This is a genomic window from Flavobacterium sp. (assembly GCF_044339515.1).
Taxonomy (GTDB): Bacteria; Bacteroidota; Bacteroidia; order Flavobacteriales; family Flavobacteriaceae; genus Flavobacterium.
This window is the reverse complement of sequence record NZ_JBIIVK010000031.1, coordinates 16719-40372: the sequence shown is the minus strand read 5'-3', so window position 1 is coordinate 40372 and position 23654 is coordinate 16719. Positions and strand designations below refer to the sequence as shown.

The following is a 23654-nucleotide window of genomic DNA, read 5'->3' as shown; positions in this document are numbered from 1 at the left end:
CTTGATTCAGATTCTTTTGTTTTACCTCAAAGTTAAGAAGGCACGAAGATTAGAATGATTAAAAAGGCTCAAGTTCAAAACCTGTATTTTAAGTTTTCTAACAAGAAGCACAGAAAACAATGAAAGGGATAGCTTAGCCAGTTCGCTATCGCTCGTGTCCTGGTTCCTATTAATGACAAGATTAGCGAAAAGCCCACAGAGAGTAGGCACGAAGAACGAAGACTTGTAGCGGATAGCAAGCAATCAACAGTTTAAAAAATTATAAATCAAATCACATTTTCAGATATATTTAAGGCTACGTTCCAATGCCATGCCTCGTGAACCTTTGATCAAAATAATTGAATTATGAATTGGATTATCTTTTAAATATGCTGAAAATTCATCAAACGTTTGAAAGAAATGAAGGTTTGATTGATGTTCTTTTGCAAGATAGAATTCTTTTCCGATCAAATAACAGTTAAAATTTGCCTCTAAACGGAGTTTTTTTACAATACTTCTGTGTTCTTCATGGCTTTCGTTACCCAACTCAAACATGTCGCCCAAAACAGCAATTTTTGAAGTTTTATCTAGTTGAATAAAATTTTGTAAAGCAACATCCATACTACTTGGATTTGCGTTATAGGCATCGAGAATAATTTCGTTACTGTTTTGATAAATAATTTGGGAACGATTGTTGTCTGGTTGATAGCTTTCCAAAGCTTGTTTTATTTCTTCATTATCAACGTTAAAATAACGGCCAACTGTAATTGCAGCCATGATATTCGTAGCATTATAGAGTCCAATTAAATTGGATTGAATTTCTATATTTTCATAATTAATTTTAACAAAGGGGTTTGCTTCAATTTTATCGATATAAATAAAACCATCAGGAGTTGAATTGCTGAATGTAATTTGATTCATTTTCATCGTTTTAGTGTACTGGATGGAATCATCAAGATTTACAAACACTTTTTTATTAGTTGCAGAAAGATAATCATACATCTCTGATTTCCCTTTTATAACGCCTTCAACCCCACCAAAACCCTCTAAATGAGCTTTGCCAAAATTGGTTACATAACCGTAGTCCGGTTGGGCAATTTCACATAGAAAAGCAATTTCTTTTTGATGATTTGCACCCATTTCAACTATACCAATTTCTGTTTCTTTGGTAAAAGAAAGCAAGGTAAGTGGTACCCCAATGTGGTTATTAAAATTTCCCAATGTAGCTTTAGTCTTGTATTTTCTAGACAACACAACCTGAAATAGTTCTTTGGTTGTTGTTTTTCCATTACTTCCGGTAAGGGCAATAATGGGTAAGTTTAGATACTTCCTATGAAAACTTGCTAACTGTTGTAATGCCGTTAAGCAATCGTTAACTAAAATTGTTTGTTCATTCAAATAGAATTCACCATTATCAATTAAAACATAGCTAGCTCCTTTTTCCAAAGCTTCTTTAGCAAATGTGTTAGCATCAAAATTTGTTCCTTTTAAGGCCACAAAAAAAGAATTATTCTCAATCCTTCTCGTATCGATTGAAACAGATGTACACTTTAAAAAACAGGCGTGAATTTGAGCAATATCCATAAAAACAAAAGTATTTTAAAAATAAAAAGCCCTGAAAAGGGCTTTTTGTATGATTTGCAAAAGAAAATTATCGTGTTGATTTTGGCTTTCCTTTAGCAGTTTTTTTGTTTGATTTTGGTCCAACTTTAGACATCGCACAACGGAAACCAATGTCGTCAGTTGCAATATCTTGTGGGAAGAATCTTCTCTGAGCTGGATCTAACCAATATGCTCTGTCTCTCCAAGAACCTCCTTTGTAAACTCTTACATTATCATCGATAAGGGTAGTTCTTTTAGATGATTTGTCATACTTTCTTACCATTTCAGCAGAAGCACTATCAACAGAAACTTGATGCTTTGGAGAATCATACATTCTGTTTTTCTCACTTACATTATTGTCTCCTTCTTCTTCTGATCCAAATTTATAGAAACGGATAGATTGTTTATCTCCATCACGGTAATTTCTATTATCACTCTTGTCAAAATTTTGCCTTAAGTACGTTTCTTTTTCGTCTACAGGTACTTGAGCAATTTGTCCAGGAAGATTTCTAGCAATGATTTTACCGTTAACTAACGTATCATACATAATATTTTCTGAAGTGATTAATTCAACTTTACCATCTTCTCCAATTTTATTTTTCATGTAAACGTTACCTCTGTAGTAGTTAAAGTCATTTGCTTCATCATCTACTCTTGGTCTATAAACGTCGGCAACCCATTCGTTAACGTTACCCGCCATATCATACAAACCAAAATCATTTGGTGGATAAGATTTAACCACTTGAGTTATATCAGCACCGTCATCAGACCATCCGGCAATTCCGCCGTAATCTCCTTTTCCTTGTTTAAAGTTTGCTAACTGATCACCTTTTACAACTCTTTTACCAGAACGAGTGTAACTACCACTCCAAGGATATTTCTTCTTTCCTTGATACAAATTATATTCTCTGTTACCAACATTAGCTACAGCAGCATATTCCCACTCTGCTTCGGTTGGCAATCGATATTCAGGTTGAATAAGTCCGGAAGAACGTGTTGCGTAAACATTTTTAGCTTCAGATGATTCTCCATCTTTATTTGTAGTTGCTTTTGCACGACCTCCTTTACCTTTTAGTACAATTTCTTCATCACCACCAAATGCTTGAGAAGGTGAATTAATGTAAGTTTCAGTACTAAATGATTTTTCAGCAGAAGCATCGGCTAATTTAGCATCTTTTTTGAGGAATTTATTTTTTTCCAAAATATCCTCATTAACACGGTCTGTTCTCCATTTACAGAATTCAACCGCTTGAATCCAATTTACACCAACTACAGGGTAATCCTTGTAAGCAGGATGTCTCAAATAGTTGTTTGTCATCGTTTCATTATATCCTAAACGATTTCTCCACACTAATGTATCCGGTAGAGCACCGTTATAGATATTTGTGTAATTTTCGTCATTAGGATCAAAAAGTCGTTTTAACCAATCTAAGTATTCCATATACATAAGGTTGGTAACTTCGCTTTCATCCATGAAAAAAGATTGAACGTGTTGCTGATTTGGTGTATTATTCCAATCATGGATTACATCGTCCTGAACTTTTCCCATCGTAAAAGTCCCACCTTCAATAGCAATCAAGCCAGGGGCAGCTTCTTGCTTCTTGAAGTTTGATGCGTACTGAAAACCACCTTTTTTATCGTTGATTTTCCAACCGGTTGCTGTGGATGAATTTTTTGAGCTTGAACTTTTACTACAACTAGCAAAACCAAACATCACTATCAATCCGAATAGCAATCTTAATGTCATAACTTTGTTTACTTTCATACGTTAAGTAGGTAATAAATTTAGAGCCGCAATATACTAATTAACCTTTATATTACAACAGTTTTTTAAAAATTTTGTCAAAAGAACAAATTTATTGTCTTATAAACAAACCTAAAACGCAAAAATAATTTGTTTAGTATAAATTAAAAACATTGCAAAATATTTATATCTTGTAATAAATTTGCATCCATTGCGTTTATTTCTTGTTATGAAAAAGATTTTACTCCTTTATATCATGTTGAATGGTTTGTTTGGCATTGCTCAAAACACTATAGATATAGCTGTTTCGTGGCAGGAAAGCAGATTATTGGACTTGGGAAACCATCAACTAAACATTCCGCAATTCCAGCAAAACAACTTCTTTTTTGATGATGTAAATAAATCAATATTCTACAATCAGAAAGTAACGGTTTCCTCTCCAATCGATGAAAACTCTATTCAATTATCAGCTTTGATTTATGAAAATATTGCTCAAAGTGAACTTGGCGATTTATCCTTAAAAAACATCCCGAACAACATTAATGTTACTTTAAAAAACGGAAAAGCAAGGGATTTACTACAGGTTTTATTGACGTTTTCACCTATAATTAAGACAAATGATGGGTATAAGAAAGTAAAATCATTTCGAATTTCATATAGCAATTCAACTAATTTTCAACAAAGAAATGAGAATAGTTTCGACTTCAGCACTATTCAAAATTCAGTTTTATCGAATGGAGATTGGTATCGTTTTTATATAGAAAAATCGGGTGTCTATAAAATTTCCAGAAATTTTTTAAGTCAACTTGGAATGAATGTCAATGTTGATCCTCGAAATATAAAAATATATGGCAACGGCGGAAGAATGATTCCACTATTAAATAGTATTGAATATCCCTCCGATTTAGCTGAAAATGCAATCTTGTTTGTTGGCGAAGAAGACGGAATTTTTAATCCGGACGATTACATTTTATTCTATGCTGAAGGAATGGACAATTGGAATACGGAAAGCTTAACACATCTCAATCTATATGAAGATAAGTCGTATTATTATGTAACTGCTCAGGGAGGAAGCGGTAAAAGAATAACTTCCGCTTTGCAGCCAACCGACCCGGTTTCTACTATTTTTACAACTTTTGATGATTATCAGTTTCATGAAGAAGACCTAATTAGTATTGGAAGATTAGGAAGAACTTGGTATGGAGAACAATTCAGTTCCCAAACTCCGCTTACATTAAATTTTAATTTTCCTAATATTGTTAATAATTCGTCAATACAATTTACAGTAAATAGTGCTGCTGTTTCTTTGTCAAGCTCTAACTTATCGATAAATGCAGGAGGACAATCGCAAAGCATTAACTTTACAGCTATACCAACATTTAGCTCTGTTTTGTTTTCTTCCGGCACTGCTCAATTCAGCATTCCTGCTACTCAAGATGTAAACTTAGAACTAAGCTATAACAATAATGGAGTTCCGAGTGCAAGAGGTTATTTGAATTATGTAATTGCACGTGCAAAAAGGAATCTCCAAGGATATGCCAAACAATTCCGTTTTCAAAATGAATCTGCTGCTACATTAATAGGTGTTGGAGAGTACCAAATATCCGGTGCATCGTCTATTCAGCAAGTTTGGGATATTACGGATATATATAATGTTACAAATTACGAAAATGAAGGTAACGCTACTTTTTCATTTAAAGTAGACTTAGGCGAAACCAGAAAATACATTGCCCTTGAGCCTTCTGATTATTACAATCCACTTCGCGAATCACAATCAAAAGTGGTTAATCAAGACATAAAGGGAACTATTTTCAATAATGCTCAAGGTCAATTTCAAGATATTGATTACTTGATTATTTCTCCAACCAATTTAGTCTCAGAGGCTGAAAGATTGGCTAATTTCCACAGAAATTATTCCAATTTGAACGTTAAAGTCGTTACTTTAGAAAAAATTTATCAAGAATTCTCATCCGGTAAACAAGATATTGGAGCCATCAGAAATTTAGTTAAATACGTCTATTTCAATGCTTCTGATGATTCTAAAAGAGTAAAATACCTCAACCTGTTTGGTGATACATCTTTTGATTACAAAGACAGAATACCCAACAATACAAACATTGTCCCGGTCTTTCATAGTCTAAATAGTGAATCACTATTAAGTTCAACCATGACGGATGATTTTTACGGAATGATGGATCCGCATGAAGGGAGAATGATTAGTCAAAGTAATCTTCCCGGATTTGAAGCTTTGGATATTGCAGTGGGAAGAATGTTAGTTTCTTCATTACAGCAAGCCAAAGAAATGGTTGATAAAATCATTCAATACCACGATATCAATTCCTACGGTAGATGGCGAAACAATTTTACTTTGGTTTCTGATGATGTGGATGAAAGCTGGGAAAATCAAATTCAAAATGGAATTGATAATCTCGGAAATACGATTAACAATGAAAAACCATTTGTGAATGTACTTAAATTTCATGCTGACTCTTATGTACAAGAAGCCTCTGCGGGCGGACAACGTTATCCTAAATTAAAACAAGAACTATTAAATGCCATCCAAAATGGTTCATTGGTTTTCAATTATTTTGGTCACGGTGGCGAAGATCAATTAGCATCGGAACGTATTTTTGAAAAAACAGATGCTCAAAACTTAAATAATCAATATCGCTATCCACTTATCGTAACCGTAACATGCGAATTTACCCGATTTGACAACCCTTTTCGACCCACAGCAGGCGAATACACCTACTGGAATCCAACAGGAGGTGCCATTTCATTAATCACTACAACCCGTCAAATTGGCGTGACAACCGGGCAACAAATTAACGAAGGCTTTTCCAGCTTTTTATATGGATACGGACCAAATTCCAGTGATGAAACAACCATTGCTGAAGCTTTGCGAAGAGCAAAAAATGCATATAACAGTCAGACCTTGATGGTTTTTTATGTTGGAGATCCGGCTTTAAAATTGGCCATTCCAAAACCAAAAATTGTACTTACGAAAGTAAATGATGTGCCCGCCGAATCGTCGTCATTAGTTTTTAATGCTTTGAGCAAGGTGAAAATATCTGGAGAAGTGAGAGATATCAACGGAGACGCTTTATTATCGAATTATAATGGAGACATTGCCGTTCAAATTTTTGATAAATCAGTTAACAGAAGTACATTAGGTAATGATGGAACAAGAAATAGCTCAAACAACTTAATTCTAATGAATTTTCAAACGTTAGGTGAAACAATTTTCAGAGGTAATGCAACGGTTACCAATGGTTTGTTTGAAATTGAATTTATTGTTCCGAAAGACATCTCTATTCCGGTTGGAAATGGAAGAATTAGTTTTTATGCAAAAAGCCCAAACCCGGTTTTACAAGACCAAACCGGTTTTGATACCTCAATCTTAATTGGTGGAATCAACGAAAATGCTCCGGAAGATAATATTGGTCCGCGTGTGCGGCTTTTCATGAATGATGAATCATTTATTTCAGGAGGAATCACCAATGCTAGTCCAATTTTCCTCGCTTTTTTAGAAGATGAAAACGGAATCAACACCGCTAGCGGAATTGGTCACGATATCGTAGCTATTTTAGATGGTGACGAAAACAATCCCTACGTATTAAATGATTACTACGAAACTGAATTAAATGATTACACCCAAGGTAGAGTTCGCTTCCCATTCAGAGATTTGGCTCCCGGTTTACATACCATAACGTTTCGAGCTTGGGATGTTTACAACAATCCGGTCACGGCAGAAATTCAATTTATTGTGGTGGGTGATGAAACAATTAGTCTCACCAATGTGCTTAATTACCCAAATCCTTTTGTAAGTTACACACAATTTTGGTTTTCACACAACCGTCCGTTTGAACCCTTAGATGTACAAGTACAAGTTTTCACTATTACCGGAAAAATTGTAAAAACCATTAACCAAGTGATCAACACGGAAGGCTTTTTGTCGCGTGAGATTACATGGGACGGCAGAGACGATTTTGGCGATAAAATAGGTAAAGGAGTCTATGTTTATAAGCTAACGGTCAAGTCTAACCTCACCAACAAGAAAGTTGAAAAAATAGAAAAACTTGTAATACTTTAAGAAAACACTATATTTGTTAATTATTATCCAGAATTTATAATGAAAAAAATAACCGTATTTTTAATTTGCCTAATAGCATTTCAGAACCTTACCGCACAAGATCAAAATAGAGTAATCACCACCGGAGTTCCGTTTTTATTGATAGCAGCAGATGCTCGTGCAGCTGGTATGGCTGATATTGGGGTGGCTACTTCTGCTGATGCTTATTCACAACAGTGGAATCCTGCTAAATATGCTTTTGCTATTGAAAAGATTGGTATTGGTGTAAGTTATACACCTTATTTAACTGATTTAGTCAATGATATTTCATTAGGTCAATTAAATTACTATAATCGAATTAGCGAAAAAAGTGCTTTTGGAGGAAGTTTGCGTTATTTTAGTTTGGGAACTATTGAGTTGAGACAAAATTTTGATGACGTTGCCCTAGAGGTAGAGCCCAATGAATTGGCTGTTGATGTTTCGTATGCTTTAAAATTAAGCGAACGTTTTTCTACGTCTGTTGCCTTTCGTTACATTCGTTCGCAATTAAGAATCCCAGACACACAAGGAGATGCTTCGGCTGCTAGCTCTTTTGCTTTTGACCTTGCCGGATATTATCAATCGGAAGAAGAGGCCTATGATAGCTTTAACGGAAGATGGAGAGCTGGATTTAACTTTCAAAACTTAGGTCCTAAAATTAATTATGATGCTGATGTTTCAGATTTAACATCGAATTTTCTCCCTGCTAATATGCGTGTAGGTGCCGGTTTCGATTTTATTTTTGACGAATACAACAAAATTGGATTGAATGCCGAAGTTACCAAGTTACTAGTACCTTCGCCGCAAAGACTTGAAGATCTAAATGGAGATGGTATTATTGATAGTGAAGATCAAACCATAAGCAGAAACGATTATCAACGAATCGGTTGGGTATCTGGTATTTTTCAATCATTTGGTGATGCATCGGATGGATTTAGCGAGGAATTAAAAGAATTTACATGGGCTTTGGGTGCAGAATATAATTATCAGGACTCATTTGCACTTCGTTTAGGCTATTTTAATGAGCATGAAACAAAAGGTGCTAGAAAATATTTTTCTTTTGGAGCCGGATTCAAATACACTGTAATCAAATTAGACGTTTCCTATTTATTCTCTGCTTCTAAAGTACGAAATCCTCTTGAAAACACATTACGTTTCTCCTTAACGTTTAATTTTGGAGATAAATATGATGAATATTAATCAATCAATATAAATTAAAAATAATCCAAATTTCAACAATGAAGTTTGGATTTTTTTTCCGCTATACACTATGAAAAAAATTACAATTACAACCGAATTTTCTGTTTACGAAAGCAAAGAACAATTGCCATCAGAAATAAAGGAATTGATGGAAATGGCTATTGAAATTAGAAAAAAAGCCTATGCCCCTTATTCAAAATTTAGAGTTGGTGCAGCAATTTTACTTGATAATGGGAAAATAGTTTTAGGTTCCAATCAAGAAAATGCGGCTTACCCATCCGGACTTTGTGCAGAGCGTGTAGCCATTTTTCAGGCAGGAGCCATTTATCCCGATGCCAAAATTTTAAAATTAGCTATCTCCGCAACTGCAGATGAAAAGCCGGTAACCTCACCTATTCCTCCTTGTGGATCATGTCGCCAATCAATTGCTGAATATGAATTTAAACAAAATACGCCCATCGAAATATTCTTTATGGGTGAATCAGGAGAAATTTATAAATCGGATTCATTAACCAACTTACTACCATTAGTATTTGATAAAAATTACTTATAAATACTAAAGTCAACTATAACGTTATCGTAAATAACTTTTCATAAAGTTTGTCATTTTAAGGCGATTAAATTTTTACATCTACTTAGGATGTCTTATTTTTGCTACTCGCAAATTTGTGCACAACCTATTTGTGAAACAGACAAAACAAACATAAAAGATTCAAAATAGAACAAATGAAAAAAATCACCAAAGAAGTTTATCTGCAATGGTATGAAGACATGCAGTTTTGGAGAAAATTTGAAGACAAATTAGCTGCCGTTTACATCCAACAAAAAGTGAGAGGGTTTTTACATTTATATAACGGTCAAGAAGCGGTTTTAGCCGGTGCATTGCATGCAATGGACTTGTCAAAAGACAAAATGATTACTGCTTATCGTAACCACGTTCAACCAATCGGAATGGGTGTTGACCCACGAAAGGTAATGGCTGAACTTTATGGAAAAGTAACCGGAACATCTAAAGGTATGGGTGGATCGATGCACATCTTTTCTAAAGAACACGGTTTTTATGGTGGACACGGAATTGTAGGTGCTCAAATCCCGGTTGGTGCCGGAATGGCTTTTGCCGATCAATATTTCAATACTGGTGGTGTAACACTTACCTATTTTGGTGATGGTGCCGCTCGTCAGGGTTCTCTTCACGAAGCTTTCAATATGGCAATGTTATGGAAACTTCCTGCAGTATTCATTTGTGAAAATAATGGATATGCCATGGGAACTTCTGTCGAAAGAACCGCAAATCATACAGATGTTTGGAAACTTGGTTTAGGGTATGAAATGCCATGCGGACCGGTTGATGGAATGAATCCGGTAAAAGTGGCCGAAGCTATGCATGAAGCAATCGAAAGAGCTCGTCGTGGAGACGGACCCACTTTCTTAGAAATGAAAACATACCGTTACAGAGGACATTCGATGTCTGATGCTCAATTATACCGAACTAAAGACGAAGTGGAAGAATACAAAAAAATTGACCCTATCACACAAGTTTTAGATATTATCAAAGAAAACAATTATGCAACCGATGCAGAAATTGAAGCAATTGACGAACGAGTGAAAAACTTAGTGGATGAATGCGAAAGATTTGCTGAAGAATCTCCATTCCCGGAAGTACAACAATTATATGACGTAGTATACGAACAAGAAAACTATCCTTTTATTCCCCATAAACTATAAGCAATATGGCAAAAATTATAACAATGCCACGTTTGAGTGATACAATGACTGAAGGAGTTGTTGCAACATGGCTTAAAAAAGTTGGCGATACCGTAAAAGAAGGTGATATTTTAGCCGAAATAGAAACCGACAAAGCGACCATGGAATTTGAAGCATTTGAAGCTGGAACGCTTCTTCACATCGGAATTCAAGAAGGCGAATCGGCTCCGGTTGATTCCCTTTTAGCCATTATCGGAAAAGAAGGTGAGGATATTTCAAGTTTATTAGCAGGAGGAAATGCTGCCCAAACAGTAGAAAAATCTACTGAAGCTGACCATACTAAAAGTGAAGAAGCAAAACCAAAGACCACTCCTGAAATTCCAGCCGGAGTGAAAGTAGTAACCATGCCGCGTCTAAGTGATACCATGACAGACGGAACGGTAGCTACTTGGTTAAAAAAAATTGGCGATACGGTAAAAGAAGGTGATATTCTTGCCGAAATTGAGACAGACAAAGCCACAATGGAATTTGAATCATTCAATTCAGGAACATTATTATACATAGGTGTGCAAGAAGGTCAGTCTGCTCCGGTAGATAGTATTTTAGCCATCATCGGCCCTGCCGGAACTGATGTTTCCGGTATTGCGGAAAACTTTACCAAAGGTGGTGACGCTCCTAAAGCCGAAAAACCAGAAAGTAAATCAGAGGATGCAAAACCATCCACAGAAAATAAAGAAGAAGCATCCACTTCCTCCGAAACAAACGGAAGAATTTTTGCTTCACCATTAGCCCGACAAATTGCAAAAGACAAAGGAATCAACCTTTCTCAAGTAAAAGGATCAGGCGAAAATGGAAGAATTGTAAAAAGTGATGTTGAAAATTTCACATCATCGGCTGTTACTCCTCAAAAAGCAGTGCAACAAGAAAGCATTGCTCAACCTGTTGCTGCTGTTCAACCATTTGTTCCTGCCGGAGAATCGTATTCAGAAGAAGTGAAAAACTCGCAAATGCGTAAAACCATTGCTCGTCGCCTTTCTGAATCTAAATTTACAGCTCCACATTACTATTTAACAATAGAAGTAGCCATGGATGAAGCAATGAAATCCAGAGCAATTATCAATACCGTTCCGGATACGAAAGTGTCATTTAACGATATGGTGGTGAAAGCTTGTGCGATGGCATTAAAAAAACACCCACAAGTAAATACACAATGGAAAGAGGATGTAACGGTTATCAATCACCACGTAAACATTGGTGTAGCCGTGGCTGTAGAAGATGGACTTGTAGTTCCTGTGCTGAAATTTACTGACCAAATGAGTTTAACACAGATTGGTTCTGCAGTTAAAGATTTGGCCGGAAGAGCTAAAAACAAAAAACTACAACCAACCGAAATGGAAGGAAGCACATTTACGGTTTCTAACTTGGGTATGTTTGGCATAACAGAATTTACTTCAATCATCAACCAACCTAATTCTGCTATTTTATCCGTAGGAGCGATTATCGAAAAACCGGTAGTAAGAAATGGTCAAATTGTAGTTGGAAATACCATGAAAGTAACCTTAGCATGCGACCACAGAACGGTTGACGGAGCAACAGGAGCTCAATTTCTTCAAACGTTACGAACGTATTTAGAAAATCCAGTGACTATGTTAGCTTAGATTTATTTGAAACTATATATGAGAGCGAGTTCAATTTTGGACTCGCTTTTTTTTATTAATTATTCTATTAAATTAAAATAAAAAAGTTCATCACTAAAATTTGAAAGTTTGTGATTTGGATATAGATTAATAATAAGTGAATTGATTTGACTCTTATTGAAGATATTAAATGGGTAAACTTTCTGAAAATATCCATTTTTAAAATTAATTTTTCTTTTTTCTAATTCAATATCTTCTTCTGTTATGGAAGATGATATTGACAACCCAAATAAGGATTTTTTAAACTTTCGCTCACTATTAAAATCAAAATCCTCATTTAACCTCAAACCATAACCATAATCAAATTCTGAAATGTGATTTAACTTTTTAACAAATTGATGTGTAGTTTCAGAATGAAAAAATTGCTTATCTAATGCTAATGTAATATTGATATATGATTCTTTTTTTATTATTAGAATTTAAAATATCATTAGAAAAACTAAACATTGAACTACTTGAGCCAAAATATACAGTTAAATAACAAGTTTTATCACTAGGAAATTTAGAATAACCTTGTTTAAATTTTTTTAAGTCAAACCATTCTTTTTTTCCATAATTTAAATCGATAGTAATTGGGAGCATCTCATAATTAGATTCTAAAAATTCTAAAATTAAATTAATAATCGCGTGAGTTTGAAATTTTTTTGCAGTCTCTAAATCAACTACTTTATATAATTTCAAGATTTCGTATCTTTTTTTGGCTTTTTAAAAAAAATCATACATTATATTTTATAAACTTAAAGACATTAATACTTCGCTTTATTCTTCTCCTCAATCCACTTCGCCATATACTTGGTACTTTGCAAAAAATGATGAATTAACATCGAACCAATAAAATTATGCTCACGATATTTTTCCAAATTATCAAACTTATCTAATACCATTTCAAGGAAAGTATTTTCAAACAAATCCTTCGAAAATCGATTTTTTATAATTTCGAAACCATTTTGTTGAGCTTGCATCCAAAAGGATTTGTTTTGGTATAATTCTATTGCTTTTTCGACAAAATCTTCCGGTGAGTCAGTAATAAATCCATTCCATAAAAAATCACCATTCATGGCTTCCGCCCCAATCGTAGTAGTAACACTAGGCGTTCCAAACTGCATGGCTTCCAACAATTTTCCTTTAATTCCGGCACCAAAACGAATGGGTGCCAAAAGAACTCTTGCTTTAGAAATCACTTCGAACGAACTTTCGGCTCGACCATGAACAAAAAAATTCAGCTTCGGCTCATGCAATGATTTTATTTTTGGTGTGGGATAGGCTCCGTAAACTTGCAACTTTGCTTCGGGAAATTTTTTAGATAAAAATGGCCAAATCACTTCTTTTAAATAGATAACGGTATCGTGATTAGGAGCATGTAAAAAATTTCCAATAAATACAAAATCGTCTCTTTCTTCAAAACTTGGTAAATCTAGTGTTTCATTCTCAACCCAAATCGGCAAATAAAACAATAAAAACGAAGGCACTTTAAAATACGTTTGCAACAATTCCATTTCAAATTCCGAAACCATCAACGTTAGATCACATCGAAAAATACTCGCAATTTCACGCTTTGCCAAATCATTATTCAAGTCAAACGGTTTATTCTTTAAAACTTCCAAACGCCTTGCTTCTCGTAAACAATGTAAATCTTCAGTATCCAACATTAGAAGTGCATTAGGACAATGTTGTGCAACTCGCCAACCAAATTGTTCCTCTGTCATAAACCGATCAAACAAGACCAAATCCGGCTGCAAATCAGATATAAATACATCGAAAGAAGTACAATTCAGGCTTATTTGTTTACAAACAATACCAATTAATTCCTCCGAAAATTCACTTTTTACTGCTGTACTGGCAAATGTTATTTTTGCTCCTTTTTCCTTAAAAAAAGAAATCAATTGCATCATCCTACTTCCGGCAGCAGAAGATTTCGGTTCCGGCCACACAAAACCAATAATTAAAAGTTGTTTGTTTTCTAATCCTTTCATCCCACTAAAATAGCAATAAAAGAGGCAATTCTATTCAAATAAAAAGCATTATTTTTGCAGTAAATCTCACGAATCATGTTAGGATTAAAGCTTAAAACCGACCCACGATGGGCCAATATCGCCGAATCAAACCTCGAAGAAATTTTATCCGACCATTGCTGGTGTGAACAAAAAGCGGCTGCCAATGCTCTTTATATCATCACCAACAATTCTGAAAACGTTGAATTAGTCACCGAAATGGCTAAAATCGCCATCGAAGAAATGGAACATTTTCAAATGGTACACAACATTATTCAAGAACGCGGTTTCGAATTTGGACGTGAGATAAAAGACGATTACGTCAACCAACTCGTAAAATTCAGCAAAAAAGGCGGTTCTAGAAACGATGCCTTAATCGAACGATTGCTTTTTGCCGCCATGATTGAAGCCCGCAGTTGCGAACGTTTCAAAGTGCTCTCCGAAAATATTAAAGACCAAGAATTAGCCAAGTTTTATCGTGAACTCATGATTAGCGAAGCCAACCATTATACCACTTTTTTAAAATTTGCCCGAAAATATTCCGAAAATGTTGATGTGGATAAACGCTGGCAGGAATGGCTCGAATTTGAAGGCGAACTCATTTCCAACTATGGAAAAAAAGAAACGGTTCACGGATAATTTTATAATTTGGGCGTGACCACAAGGGTCGGGCTATCCGCTGCAAGTCCTCGCACCAACTCCACAAGCTCCGTTGTTGCTGTGGGCTTTCCGCTACTATCCCTCACGCAAAAAGTGCTAGAAAAGAGTTTACTTTTTCACAATTAAAAACTCCGAACGACGGTTTTGTGCATCTTGTTCGTCATTACAATTTGCTTTACAATCAATTTTTGGCTCAGTAAATCCTAATCCTTTGCCGGAAAGTCGCTCTTTAGCAATTCCTTTTGAAATTAAATATTGAACTGTAGATTGGGCTCGTTGATTGGATAAATTCAAATTATAAGCCGAGGTTCCTTTTGAATCCGTATGCGATTTAACCAAAATTTCCATTGTGGGATAGTCTTTCATCACTTTAACTAACTTATCCAATTCCGTTGCACCTTGTTCAGTGATATTACTTTTATTAAATTCAAAATAAATGCTTTTTAAGATCACTTCTGTCTCGGTCACAATCACTTCAATCGGCTCCAATTCAATTACAACTGAAGTTCTTCCGGATTTTACTTTTTCAACCGTTGAAGTAGCAGGATCATAATCTGACTTCGTTACTTGAAAAATATACAACGTATTACAGTTGATGTCATACATCACCTCGCCACTGGTATTGGTCTGAGAAGTGGCAATCACGTTTCTTTTTTCATCCAAAATGGATACCGTTGCATTGGCAAGAACTTTTCCGGTTTTTTTGTCTTTTACTATCGCAAACGCTTCAGCCGTACAGACTGGGATGGCTTCAAAAATGTTATCGACTCCATCTCTGTTAGAAGAAAAGAAGCCAATATTTTTGCTTGTATTAAAACTAAATGAAAAATCGTCTTTTTCGGTATTAATCGGTTTTCCGATGTTTATTGTTTCTGATGGATTATTCAAATCAACTTTAAAAATATCTAAACCACCAAAACCTTGTCTACCACTCGAAGCAAAATAAAGCACATTGTCATCGGTTATAAAGGGAAAGCCTTCTTTTCCGGCTGTGTTAACAGAAACCCCAAGGTTTTCCGGCTTTCCATATGAGGTACCTTTAACTGTAACTTTCCATATATCTGTATCACCCAATCCTCCGGGCATGTTAGAGGCAAAATATAACGTTTGACCATCCTTACTCAAACTAGGATGACTAACTGAATAATTTTTGCTATTGAAAGGCAATGCTTGAATGGAAGACCACTTACCATTGACTTTAGAGGCTCTATACAAACCCTGCTCACCAATTTGAATTTTATTCTTTTTGTCTTTTTCATAAACTCCCTCGCTGTGGCCGTCTCTTGCAAAAAACATTGTATTCCCGTCTGCAGAAACAGTAACCGGTCCGTCATGATAGGGTGTATTTAATTCATTTACTTTTTGAGGTTCAGAAAGTGTTCCGTTTGGATTTAATGTTGAAGAAAAAATATCCAAATAGGGTTGATTATTCCACTTGTCCGTTTTGTTTGAAGTGTTTCGTGTGCTTGCAAAATACAACGTATTATCATTGGTTAAAACAGCTCCAAAATCACTTTGCTCTTTACTGTTGATTTTTGTTTCTTTACTATCGAACAACTTGGTTTTATCGGCCAAACTGGGGATATAATTCGGATTGGCTTTGTGGTCTTTCGCTCGTTGATCATAAGGCATTAGCGAAGCAAACTTATCCATTTGTGTATTGGCTTCTTGGTATTTCCCTTGCGATTTTAGAGTTTGAGCATAGCGATAAAAGGTTTCTCCATCCGAACTTTTTACCACTGCTTTGGCATACCATTTTGCAGCTTCCGCAGTGTTGTATACGTTGTAATAACTGTCTGCTAATTGTTTGAAAACATAATTATCAGCTTTTTTAGATTCAGCCAATTTTAAGTATTCTTCAATAGCAGCCACATATTGATAGGTTTCAAATAGCTTGTCGGCTTTTTCCGTTTGTTTATTTTGGGCAAATAAAGCTATTGGACTCAAAAAAAGTATAATAGTTAAAAGTTTATTTTTCATCAGATTTTTACTTTAAAAGATAAGTAAAATCAAGCTTTAATTTCAAAAAAATCAAAACAATGATTTGATTTCAAATATATCAAAAAAATGAGTATTAAATGGAGTATCTGAAAAGTAAAGAATAATTATCTAGGAAAACGATAACTGAAAGCATAAGATAATCTATAAAATTGAAATACAATGAGTAGAATTATAGTATTAAGTAGTGGGTCATATTGGATTCGAACCAATGACTTCCACGTTGTCGACGTGACACTCTGAACCAACTGAGTTAATGACCCTTTAGAAATAAAAAACTCCCTAATTGCTTAAGGAGTTTATTGTGGGCGATGAGGGGTTCGAACCCCCGACCCCCTCGGTGTAAACGAGGTGCTCTGAACCAGCTGAGCTAATCGCCCGATTAGTGCTTGATTGCGAGTGCAAATATAGAACAGTTTTTGGTATCTGCAAACAAAAAGCGAAAAAAAATTATAAAATTTCTGCTACAACAAAAGTACTTCCACCCACGTAAATAAAGTCATTTGCGGTAGATTTTTCCATAGCGTTCTTATAAGCTTCTGAAACAGAATTGTATACTTTTCCTTTAAGTCCGAACTCAACGGCTTTTTGTTTTAGAATTTCTGGATGTAACCCACGTAAATTTTTTGGACTGCAGAAATAGTACAATGCATTTTTAGGAAATAAAGGTAAAATTTCAGTTAAATCTTTATCGTTTACAACGCCTAAGACAATATGAAGTTTTTCAAATTTTTGTTTTTCCAGTTGTTTAATTACAACTGATAGTCCGTGTTTATTATGAGCCGTATCACAAATTATTTTAGGACTTTCTCCCAATTGTTGCCATCTTCCCGCTAAGCCGGTATTTTGTATGACATTTAAAAATCCTTTTTTTATATTCTCTTCGGATATTATAAATTCATTTTGTTGTTGTAAAATACGAATGCTTTGCATCACTGTTTTTTTATTCTGAATTTGATAATCACCCAATAATGCGGAGGGATAAGTAGCTTTAACCAATTCAGAGGCAAAATAAATCTGTGAATTTGTTTCTGATACTTTTTTTACGAAAACGGGTTTTGTTTCAGTAGTAAATTCACCAATCACTACCGGAATATTGGGTTTGATAATGCCGGCTTTTTCAAAGGCGATGGCTTCCAATGTATTTCCCAGAAATTGAGTATGGTCTAATCCAATATTCGTAATGACTGAAATTAATGGTGTAATGATGTTGGTGGAATCTAATCGGCCGCCCATTCCCACTTCGATGATTGCAATATCTGCTTTTTCTTTCACAAAATAATCAAAAGCCAAACCAACGGTCATTTCGAAGAAACTCAATTGATGACTTTCAAAAAAGGATTTGTGTTTGGAAACAAAGTCGATTACAAATTCTTCGGTGATTTCTTCTCCATTGATTTTGATGCGTTCTCTGTAATCTTTTAAATGAGGTGAAGTATATAACCCCACTTTATAACCTGCTTCTTGTAAAACGGAAGCGAGTAGAGAAGAGGTAGAACCTTTTCCGTTAGTGCCAGCAACATGAATGGTTTTTAATTTTTTTTCGGGATTGTTGAGATAATTAGTCAATAAAATTGTATTGTCAAGGTTCGGTTTATAGGCCGATACTCCTTGGTTTTGATACATGGGAAGCTGATTGAATAGCCAGTTAACAGTTTCTTGATAATTCATGAGTTAAAAAAACAAACCCCACAAGAGTGAGGTTAAAATATAAATAAATTTTATTTTTTATTCTGCGTTTCTAAAATTAAATACTAAAAACCCAATTTGATTTTCTGGAGCCTTTGAATCTTCATTCCATTTGTACTTATAAGCCGATTTTATAGCAGCTTCATGTAAACATTTACTGGTTGTGTTTGAGCCTCGAGGACTAAATTTTGCATTTGTAACAATACCACTCTGGTTTACTTCAATTTCCACAATAACAGTTCCTTCGTCATTACAATCTGGTAAGATTGTGCCTTGATTGGCTAAATTTCTGCCATTTAATACTACATTACTTTTTCCGCTACCATAATAATTGTTTGAAGATTCTTCTATATCCTTATTAGTAGTATTTAAACCTTTATTTAAAACAGCTGATTTAGAATTTGTTTCTTGTCCAAAACATATAAAGCAAAAAAATAGGAAAAGCAAAAGAAACTGATTTTTCATTTTATTCTCCGTTTCTAAAGTTAAATACAATAAACCCAATTTGTCCATCCGGTGCTTTTTCGTCATCATTCCATCGGTATTTGTATGCCGATTTGATGGCTGCTTCTTGTAAGCAACGACTGGTTGTATTTGAGCCGCTTGGGCTAAATTTTGCATTAGTTACCCCACCGTTTTTGTTTACTTTTACTTCAACTACAATTGTGCCTTCATCATTACATTCAGCTTTAACCGCTCCCGGGCTGGAAAGCCGTCTCCCATTTAATCCCCAAGATCCGTTTCCGGTGCCGACTCCTTTGCCACTACCATAGTAGCTATTGGAATAGATACTTCCGTCAATTTTTCCCTGATTACCGGGTGAAGTTGATGTTCCGTCGCCGCTGGTGGTTTTACCATCTGATTTTTTTACACCGCCAATTAAAGCATCTAATTTTGCTTTTTTATCCGCTTCTTCTTTCTTTTTTTTCTGTTCGGCTGCTTTTGCTATAGCTTCGGCATTTGCTTTGGCTTTCGCTTCTTCTTTTTGTTTTTTTAAGGCAATTGCCGCTTCATTATCGGCAGTAATTACATTTTCAGCGGCTTTACTGGGAGAAGTAGGTTCAGAAGTAGATTCTTCTACCGGCTGTTCGGTTACTTCTCTTGGTTCTGATTTAACAGGTTCTGTTGTGTTGGTGTTTCCTGAACCGGCGTCAGTGTTACCAAAGTTAATAGCGATTCCGTTTTCGGGTGGTGGATCCATGTATGTTAACCCCAGAAAAATGCATAATAAAAGCAACACTGCCATAATTGCTGTAGTAATGGCAAATGATTTTTTTTCGTATTCGGTTTCTAAATATTTCATGGTCTCTCTTTTTAGCCCTGATGGTAGTGGATAGCTTTTTTTGAAAGAAACACTATTTTTTGTTGCTGTTTCAAAGCGACCAGCGGAAGCTCTTGAAACGGCTTACAAAAAAAGGGTTTATTCAAAAAAACTAGGAACGAACAGCAGGATTAGCTTCTTATTATTTTGGTCGTACTGCCAATACCACTTTAATTTGGTTGCGGTTGGCGATGTCTAACACATTGACTGCTTTTTCAATTGGCACACCTTCTTCGGCTCTAAGAATTAAGGCTTTGTCTTCTTTGTTAGCAAACAAACCTAATAAACGGGTTTCTAAATCTGCTTCTTGAACTTGTTCTTTATCAATAAAAAATTGTAAATCTTTATTAATACTTACCGAAATGTTTTTGTTGCTATCCGTTTTTCCTTTTGCTTTAGGCAAAACTAAATCCAATGCATTGGTGGTCACCATAGTGGATGTTAGCATAAAGAAAATTAACAACAAAAAGACGATGTCTGTCATAGACGACATGTTGAATTCCGGTGATACTTTATTTCTACCTCTGATATTCATATTAAGAAGGTTCGTTTAAAAGGTCAAGGAAATCAGTTGCATTGGCTTCCATTTGGTGCACTACTTTATCTGTTTTAACAACCAAATGGTTGTAACCCATAAACGAGATAATACCTACTACTAATCCTGCAACTGTGGTTGTCATTGCAGTATAAATACCTTCTGCCAACGCACCTACTTCAATTTGCCCGCCTCCGCTAGCCATTTTATGAAAGGCAAGAATCATACCAATTACGGTTCCTAGGAAACCAATCATTGGGCCAGCTCCAGAGATAGTTGCAAGCATGCTCACGTTTTTCTCTAGTTTATAAATTTCCAGTTTTCCTGCATTTTCAATGGCAGTATTAATATCTTCTAAAGGTTTTCCGATTCGGGAAATTCCTTTTTCGGTTAATCGAGCAACAGGTGAATTGGTTTGAGCACATAGCATTTTGGCGGCATCTAATTTTCCGTTAAGGATATTCATTTTGATGTTATTCATAAAATTCACATCAATTTTTGAAGCGGCATTGATAGCCATTAGTCTTTCAAAATAAAGATACAAAGCGAAAAAAAGCAATAAACCCAATGTAATCATGATGAGTTGTCCCCCGATTCCACCACTAGTGATTAACTCCCAAATGGATAATGTTTTTTCTACTGGTTCATTTCCTTCAATAAAAGGGTTGTTTTCTTGCCCTGATAATAGACTATCGTTTGGTTGCATATTTTAATTAGTTTTTTTGATTGGTTAAAAGATAACGCTAAAATACTATTTTAAATTGTTTATCGTACGAAATGTTCAATAAACATGAATGTTAAAGCTCCTGCTAGGAATCCTGCAAAGGCTAGCCAAGTGATTCGTTTGAGGTACCAGATGAAATCTATTTTTTCCATTCCCATGGCGGCTACACCGGCAGCTGAACCGATAATAAGCATACTACCACCTGTTCCAGCCGAATAGGCAATAAAATGCCAGACAGGATGATCAACTTCGTAGGTGTACATTCCCATTGATGCTGCAACTAAAGGTACGTTGTCTATAACCGATGAGAGAATTCCCAAAAGAATAACAACGATGTCCATATTGGGAACAGCATTAGATAAAGACTCTGCTGCATAGCGAAGTGTTCCGGTATCTGAACCGTTAATTTGACCAAAAACCATGCTCTCTAAAGCGGCTACTCCCATTAAAATCCCTAAGAAAAAGAGGATGCTTGAAAATTCAATTTTTGTTAAGGCTTTGTGCCCGGAATAGAGATGCTTGTCTTTTTTGTTGAAATCGTCATAAGGCGTAACATATTCTGATGCTAACCAAACGAATCCGAGACTAAACATCATTCCTACGTAGGGAGGAAGTCCGGTTATCATTTTGAAGATTGGTACCAATACAATTGCTCCTAATCCAATATAAAGCATTTTTTTACTACTTAAAAACCGTTCTGATTCTTCATTGATGCCAAAAGACTTTCTTTCGGTAGTTCCTTGAAATGGTTTTAATCTTGAAGCAATAAAAAAGGGTACCACAAAACAAATTATAGCAGGGACAATTACATATTCGGATAATCCGATGGCAGTGACTTTATTATCTATCCAAAGCATAGTTGTAGTAACATCTCCTATTGGAGACCATGCTCCTCCAGCATTTGCTGCTATAACTATTAATGAAGCATACCATATTCTGTATTCCCTTTTTGGAATAAGCTTTCTCAACAAAGTAATTAATACAATGGTAGTTGTTAAATTATCTATAATGGCTGAAAGAAAAAAAGCAATTAATCCCAATGTCCATAATAGTTTTACTTTATTCGTGGTTTTAATTCTATTTTTTATTACATCAAAACCTTGGTGTAAATCAATAATTTCAACAATAGTCATTGCACCAATCAAGAAAATCAAAATCTCAGCAGTTTTTCCGAAATGATGCATTAAGTTTTCAAGAAATCCTTCGTGATTGGCTTCAGCGTCACCTATGTTAATGTTGTAAACATGATTATGACCATCAATAATTGAAAGCCATCCATTATTGAAACCAAAAGATAAAAAAGCCCACATGACAGCAGCCATTAATAGAGCCGGTACTGTTTTGTCCAATTTTAAAGGATGCTCTAAAGTGATGGACATGTAACCAATAACGAATAATAAGATGATAATAATTGCCATAGGATTATTAAGTTAATTGTTTAAGTGCAATTTCAAAAGCAGTAGCACTAATATTTGTTTTAGATGAATTTAAAGCATGCGTTTTTTCAATTGCTTTTTTGATGATTTCAGAAGTATCAAAAAAGATTGCTTCATCAGTCATTTGAACTTTCTTTTCCATAAAATAGGCAAAAACACGTGCCATACCGCAATTTGCAATAAAATCAGGGATTAAACTAACTTTCGCATCGGTTTCTTCCATGATGGAACCAAAGAAAATTTCTTTATCTGCGAACGGTACATTGGCACCGCTTGAAATCACTTCTAAACCGGAAGTAATCATTTGATCAATTTGACTTTTTTGAACCAATCGTGAGGCGGCACAAGGAGCAAAAATTTCTGCTTGGATATTCCAAATTTGTTGATTTATTGTTTCAAACGGAATCATGTTTGGGGCCACTAATTTGTTACCGTCTTTGTTGAGAAATAATCGTTTTATTTCATCAAAGGTAAAACCATCTTCGTTGATGATTCCCCCTTCACGGTCAATTATTCCGACTATTTTTGCACCCATACCGGCCAAGTAAAAGGCCGCAGCTGAACCTACATTTCCAAAACCTTGAACGACTGCTTTTTTACCTACAACGCTACCTCCATAAATATCATAATAATGACGAACAGCTTCGGCAACGCCAAAACCGGTAATCATATCGGCAACGGTATATTTTCGGTTTACATCCGGTGAAAACTTTGGATTTTCAATTACTTTGATCACACCTTGACGGAGTTGACCAATTCGGTTAATTTTGTCGGCTTCAGTAGGTTTAAAGTGACCGTTAAAAACTCCTTCTTGTGGATGCCAAACCCCACACTCTTCTGTAATTGGAATTACTTCATGAATTTCATCTACATTCAAATCGCCACCGGTTCCGTAATAACTTTTTAATAAGGGAGAAACAGCTTTATACCAACGTTGTAACACTTCTTTTTTGCGGGGATCATTTGGGTCAAAATTGATTCCTGATTTCGCTCCACCAATGGCGGGGCCGGAAACAGAGAATTTTACTTCCATGGTTTTGGCAAGCGAAAGCACTTCATTCATATCAAGTCCTTTTCGCATTCTAGTTCCGCCACCAGCGGCTCCTCCTCTCAATGAATTGATGACTGTCCATCCTTCTGCATCCGTTTCAGGGTCTTTCCAATTAAAAATTATTTCAGGTTCTTTATTCTCAAATTTTTTGAGTAATTCTTTCATTTCAGTTTGTTTGTAATGCAAATTTAATTGAACAAATTCGATTTATT

At 35.3% G+C, this 23654-nt stretch carries 18 protein-coding genes and 2 tRNA genes; 6 read left to right on the top strand and 14 right to left on the bottom strand.

The genetic code is table 11. The annotated features are described in order from the left end of the window. Positions 1-279 precede the first annotated feature (279 nt). Positions 280-1563, bottom strand: coding sequence for a UDP-N-acetylmuramoyl-tripeptide--D-alanyl-D-alanine ligase (gene murF, locus ACIQ0M_RS09710; protein WP_396151683.1), 1284 nt, complete (start codon positions 1561-1563; stop codon positions 280-282). Positions 1564-1630: 67 nt separating this feature from the next. Next, entirely contained in the window at positions 1631-3346 is a 1716-nt protein-coding gene (gene gldJ / locus ACIQ0M_RS09705) for a gliding motility lipoprotein GldJ (protein WP_396151681.1), read from the bottom strand. 208 nt (positions 3347-3554) lie between these two features. Between gldJ and porU the strand changes: the two genes are divergently transcribed. The 5 genes from porU (at position 3555) to ACIQ0M_RS09680 (ending at position 11998) form a co-directional block, all read left to right on the top strand. Beyond that, the gene (porU, locus tag ACIQ0M_RS09700) at positions 3555-7418 is read left to right on the top strand and encodes a type IX secretion system sortase PorU (RefSeq protein ID WP_396151679.1); all 3864 of its coding nucleotides are present in this window, start codon (positions 3555-3557) and stop codon (positions 7416-7418) included. A 39-nt stretch (positions 7419-7457) separates the two neighbouring features. Further along, a complete protein-coding gene (gene porV, locus ACIQ0M_RS09695; protein ID WP_396151677.1) occupies positions 7458-8636 on the top strand; it encodes a type IX secretion system outer membrane channel protein PorV in 1179 nt (392 codons plus the stop codon). A 70-nt stretch (positions 8637-8706) separates the two neighbouring features. Next, positions 8707-9189: a cytidine deaminase gene (cdd, locus tag ACIQ0M_RS09690; protein WP_396151675.1), complete on the top strand. Its 483-nt coding sequence runs from the start codon at positions 8707-8709 to the stop codon at positions 9187-9189. Positions 9190-9362: 173 nt separating this feature from the next. Continuing rightward, the gene (gene pdhA, locus ACIQ0M_RS09685; protein WP_396151673.1) at positions 9363-10361 is read left to right on the top strand and encodes a pyruvate dehydrogenase (acetyl-transferring) E1 component subunit alpha; all 999 of its coding nucleotides are present in this window, start codon (positions 9363-9365) and stop codon (positions 10359-10361) included. A gap of 5 nt (positions 10362-10366) precedes the next feature. Further along, on the top strand, positions 10367-11998 hold the full coding sequence (locus ACIQ0M_RS09680; RefSeq protein ID WP_396151671.1) for a pyruvate dehydrogenase complex dihydrolipoamide acetyltransferase: 1632 nt from the start codon (positions 10367-10369) through the stop codon (positions 11996-11998). A 405-nt stretch (positions 11999-12403) separates the two neighbouring features. Here ACIQ0M_RS09680 and ACIQ0M_RS09675 read toward each other — a convergent pair whose 3' ends face one another. Continuing rightward, complete coding sequence (locus ACIQ0M_RS09675; protein WP_396151669.1) at positions 12404-12718, bottom strand: hypothetical protein; 315 nt, start codon at positions 12716-12718, stop codon at positions 12404-12406. A 65-nt stretch (positions 12719-12783) separates the two neighbouring features. After that, complete coding sequence (locus ACIQ0M_RS09670; RefSeq protein WP_396151667.1) at positions 12784-14010, bottom strand: glycosyltransferase family 4 protein; 1227 nt, start codon at positions 14008-14010, stop codon at positions 12784-12786. A 75-nt stretch (positions 14011-14085) separates the two neighbouring features. On the opposite strand from ACIQ0M_RS09670, the gene ACIQ0M_RS09665 reads away from it, so the two are divergent. Beyond that, positions 14086-14667 carry a tRNA-(ms[2]io[6]A)-hydroxylase gene (locus ACIQ0M_RS09665; protein WP_396151665.1) on the top strand — a complete coding sequence of 194 codons (582 nt, stop codon included), beginning with the start codon at positions 14086-14088 and terminating at the stop codon, positions 14665-14667. Positions 14668-14796: 129 nt separating this feature from the next. Here ACIQ0M_RS09665 and ACIQ0M_RS09660 read toward each other — a convergent pair whose 3' ends face one another. From ACIQ0M_RS09660 to ACIQ0M_RS09615, 10 genes are all read right to left on the bottom strand, one after another. Continuing rightward, positions 14797-16668 carry an OmpA family protein gene (locus tag ACIQ0M_RS09660; RefSeq protein ID WP_396151663.1) on the bottom strand — a complete coding sequence of 624 codons (1872 nt, stop codon included), beginning with the start codon at positions 16666-16668 and terminating at the stop codon, positions 14797-14799. A gap of 206 nt (positions 16669-16874) precedes the next feature. Next, positions 16875-16949, bottom strand: a tRNA-Val gene (locus ACIQ0M_RS09655). 42 nt (positions 16950-16991) lie between these two features. Further along, positions 16992-17066 (bottom strand) — tRNA-Val (locus tag ACIQ0M_RS09650). A gap of 70 nt (positions 17067-17136) precedes the next feature. Then, positions 17137-18357, bottom strand: a complete 1221-nt coding sequence (locus ACIQ0M_RS09645; RefSeq protein ID WP_396151661.1) for a bifunctional folylpolyglutamate synthase/dihydrofolate synthase — start codon at positions 18355-18357, stop codon at positions 17137-17139. A gap of 57 nt (positions 18358-18414) precedes the next feature. Then, the gene (locus ACIQ0M_RS09640) at positions 18415-18840 is read right to left on the bottom strand and encodes a hypothetical protein (protein WP_396151659.1); all 426 of its coding nucleotides are present in this window, start codon (positions 18838-18840) and stop codon (positions 18415-18417) included. Between the two features lies 1 nt (position 18841). Then, entirely contained in the window at positions 18842-19678 is an 837-nt protein-coding gene (locus ACIQ0M_RS09635; protein WP_396151657.1) for an energy transducer TonB, read from the bottom strand. Between the two features lie 160 nt (positions 19679-19838). Continuing rightward, on the bottom strand, positions 19839-20231 hold the full coding sequence (locus ACIQ0M_RS09630; RefSeq protein WP_396151655.1) for an ExbD/TolR family protein: 393 nt from the start codon (positions 20229-20231) through the stop codon (positions 19839-19841). A gap of 1 nt (position 20232) precedes the next feature. Continuing rightward, positions 20233-20937, bottom strand: a complete 705-nt coding sequence (locus tag ACIQ0M_RS09625) for a MotA/TolQ/ExbB proton channel family protein (RefSeq protein WP_396151653.1) — start codon at positions 20935-20937, stop codon at positions 20233-20235. Between the two features lie 59 nt (positions 20938-20996). Beyond that, complete coding sequence (nhaD, locus tag ACIQ0M_RS09620; RefSeq protein WP_396151651.1) at positions 20997-22373, bottom strand: sodium:proton antiporter NhaD; 1377 nt, start codon at positions 22371-22373, stop codon at positions 20997-20999. Positions 22374-22380: 7 nt separating this feature from the next. Then, the gene (locus ACIQ0M_RS09615; protein WP_396151649.1) at positions 22381-23607 is read right to left on the bottom strand and encodes a Glu/Leu/Phe/Val dehydrogenase dimerization domain-containing protein; all 1227 of its coding nucleotides are present in this window, start codon (positions 23605-23607) and stop codon (positions 22381-22383) included. Positions 23608-23654 lie beyond the last annotated feature (47 nt).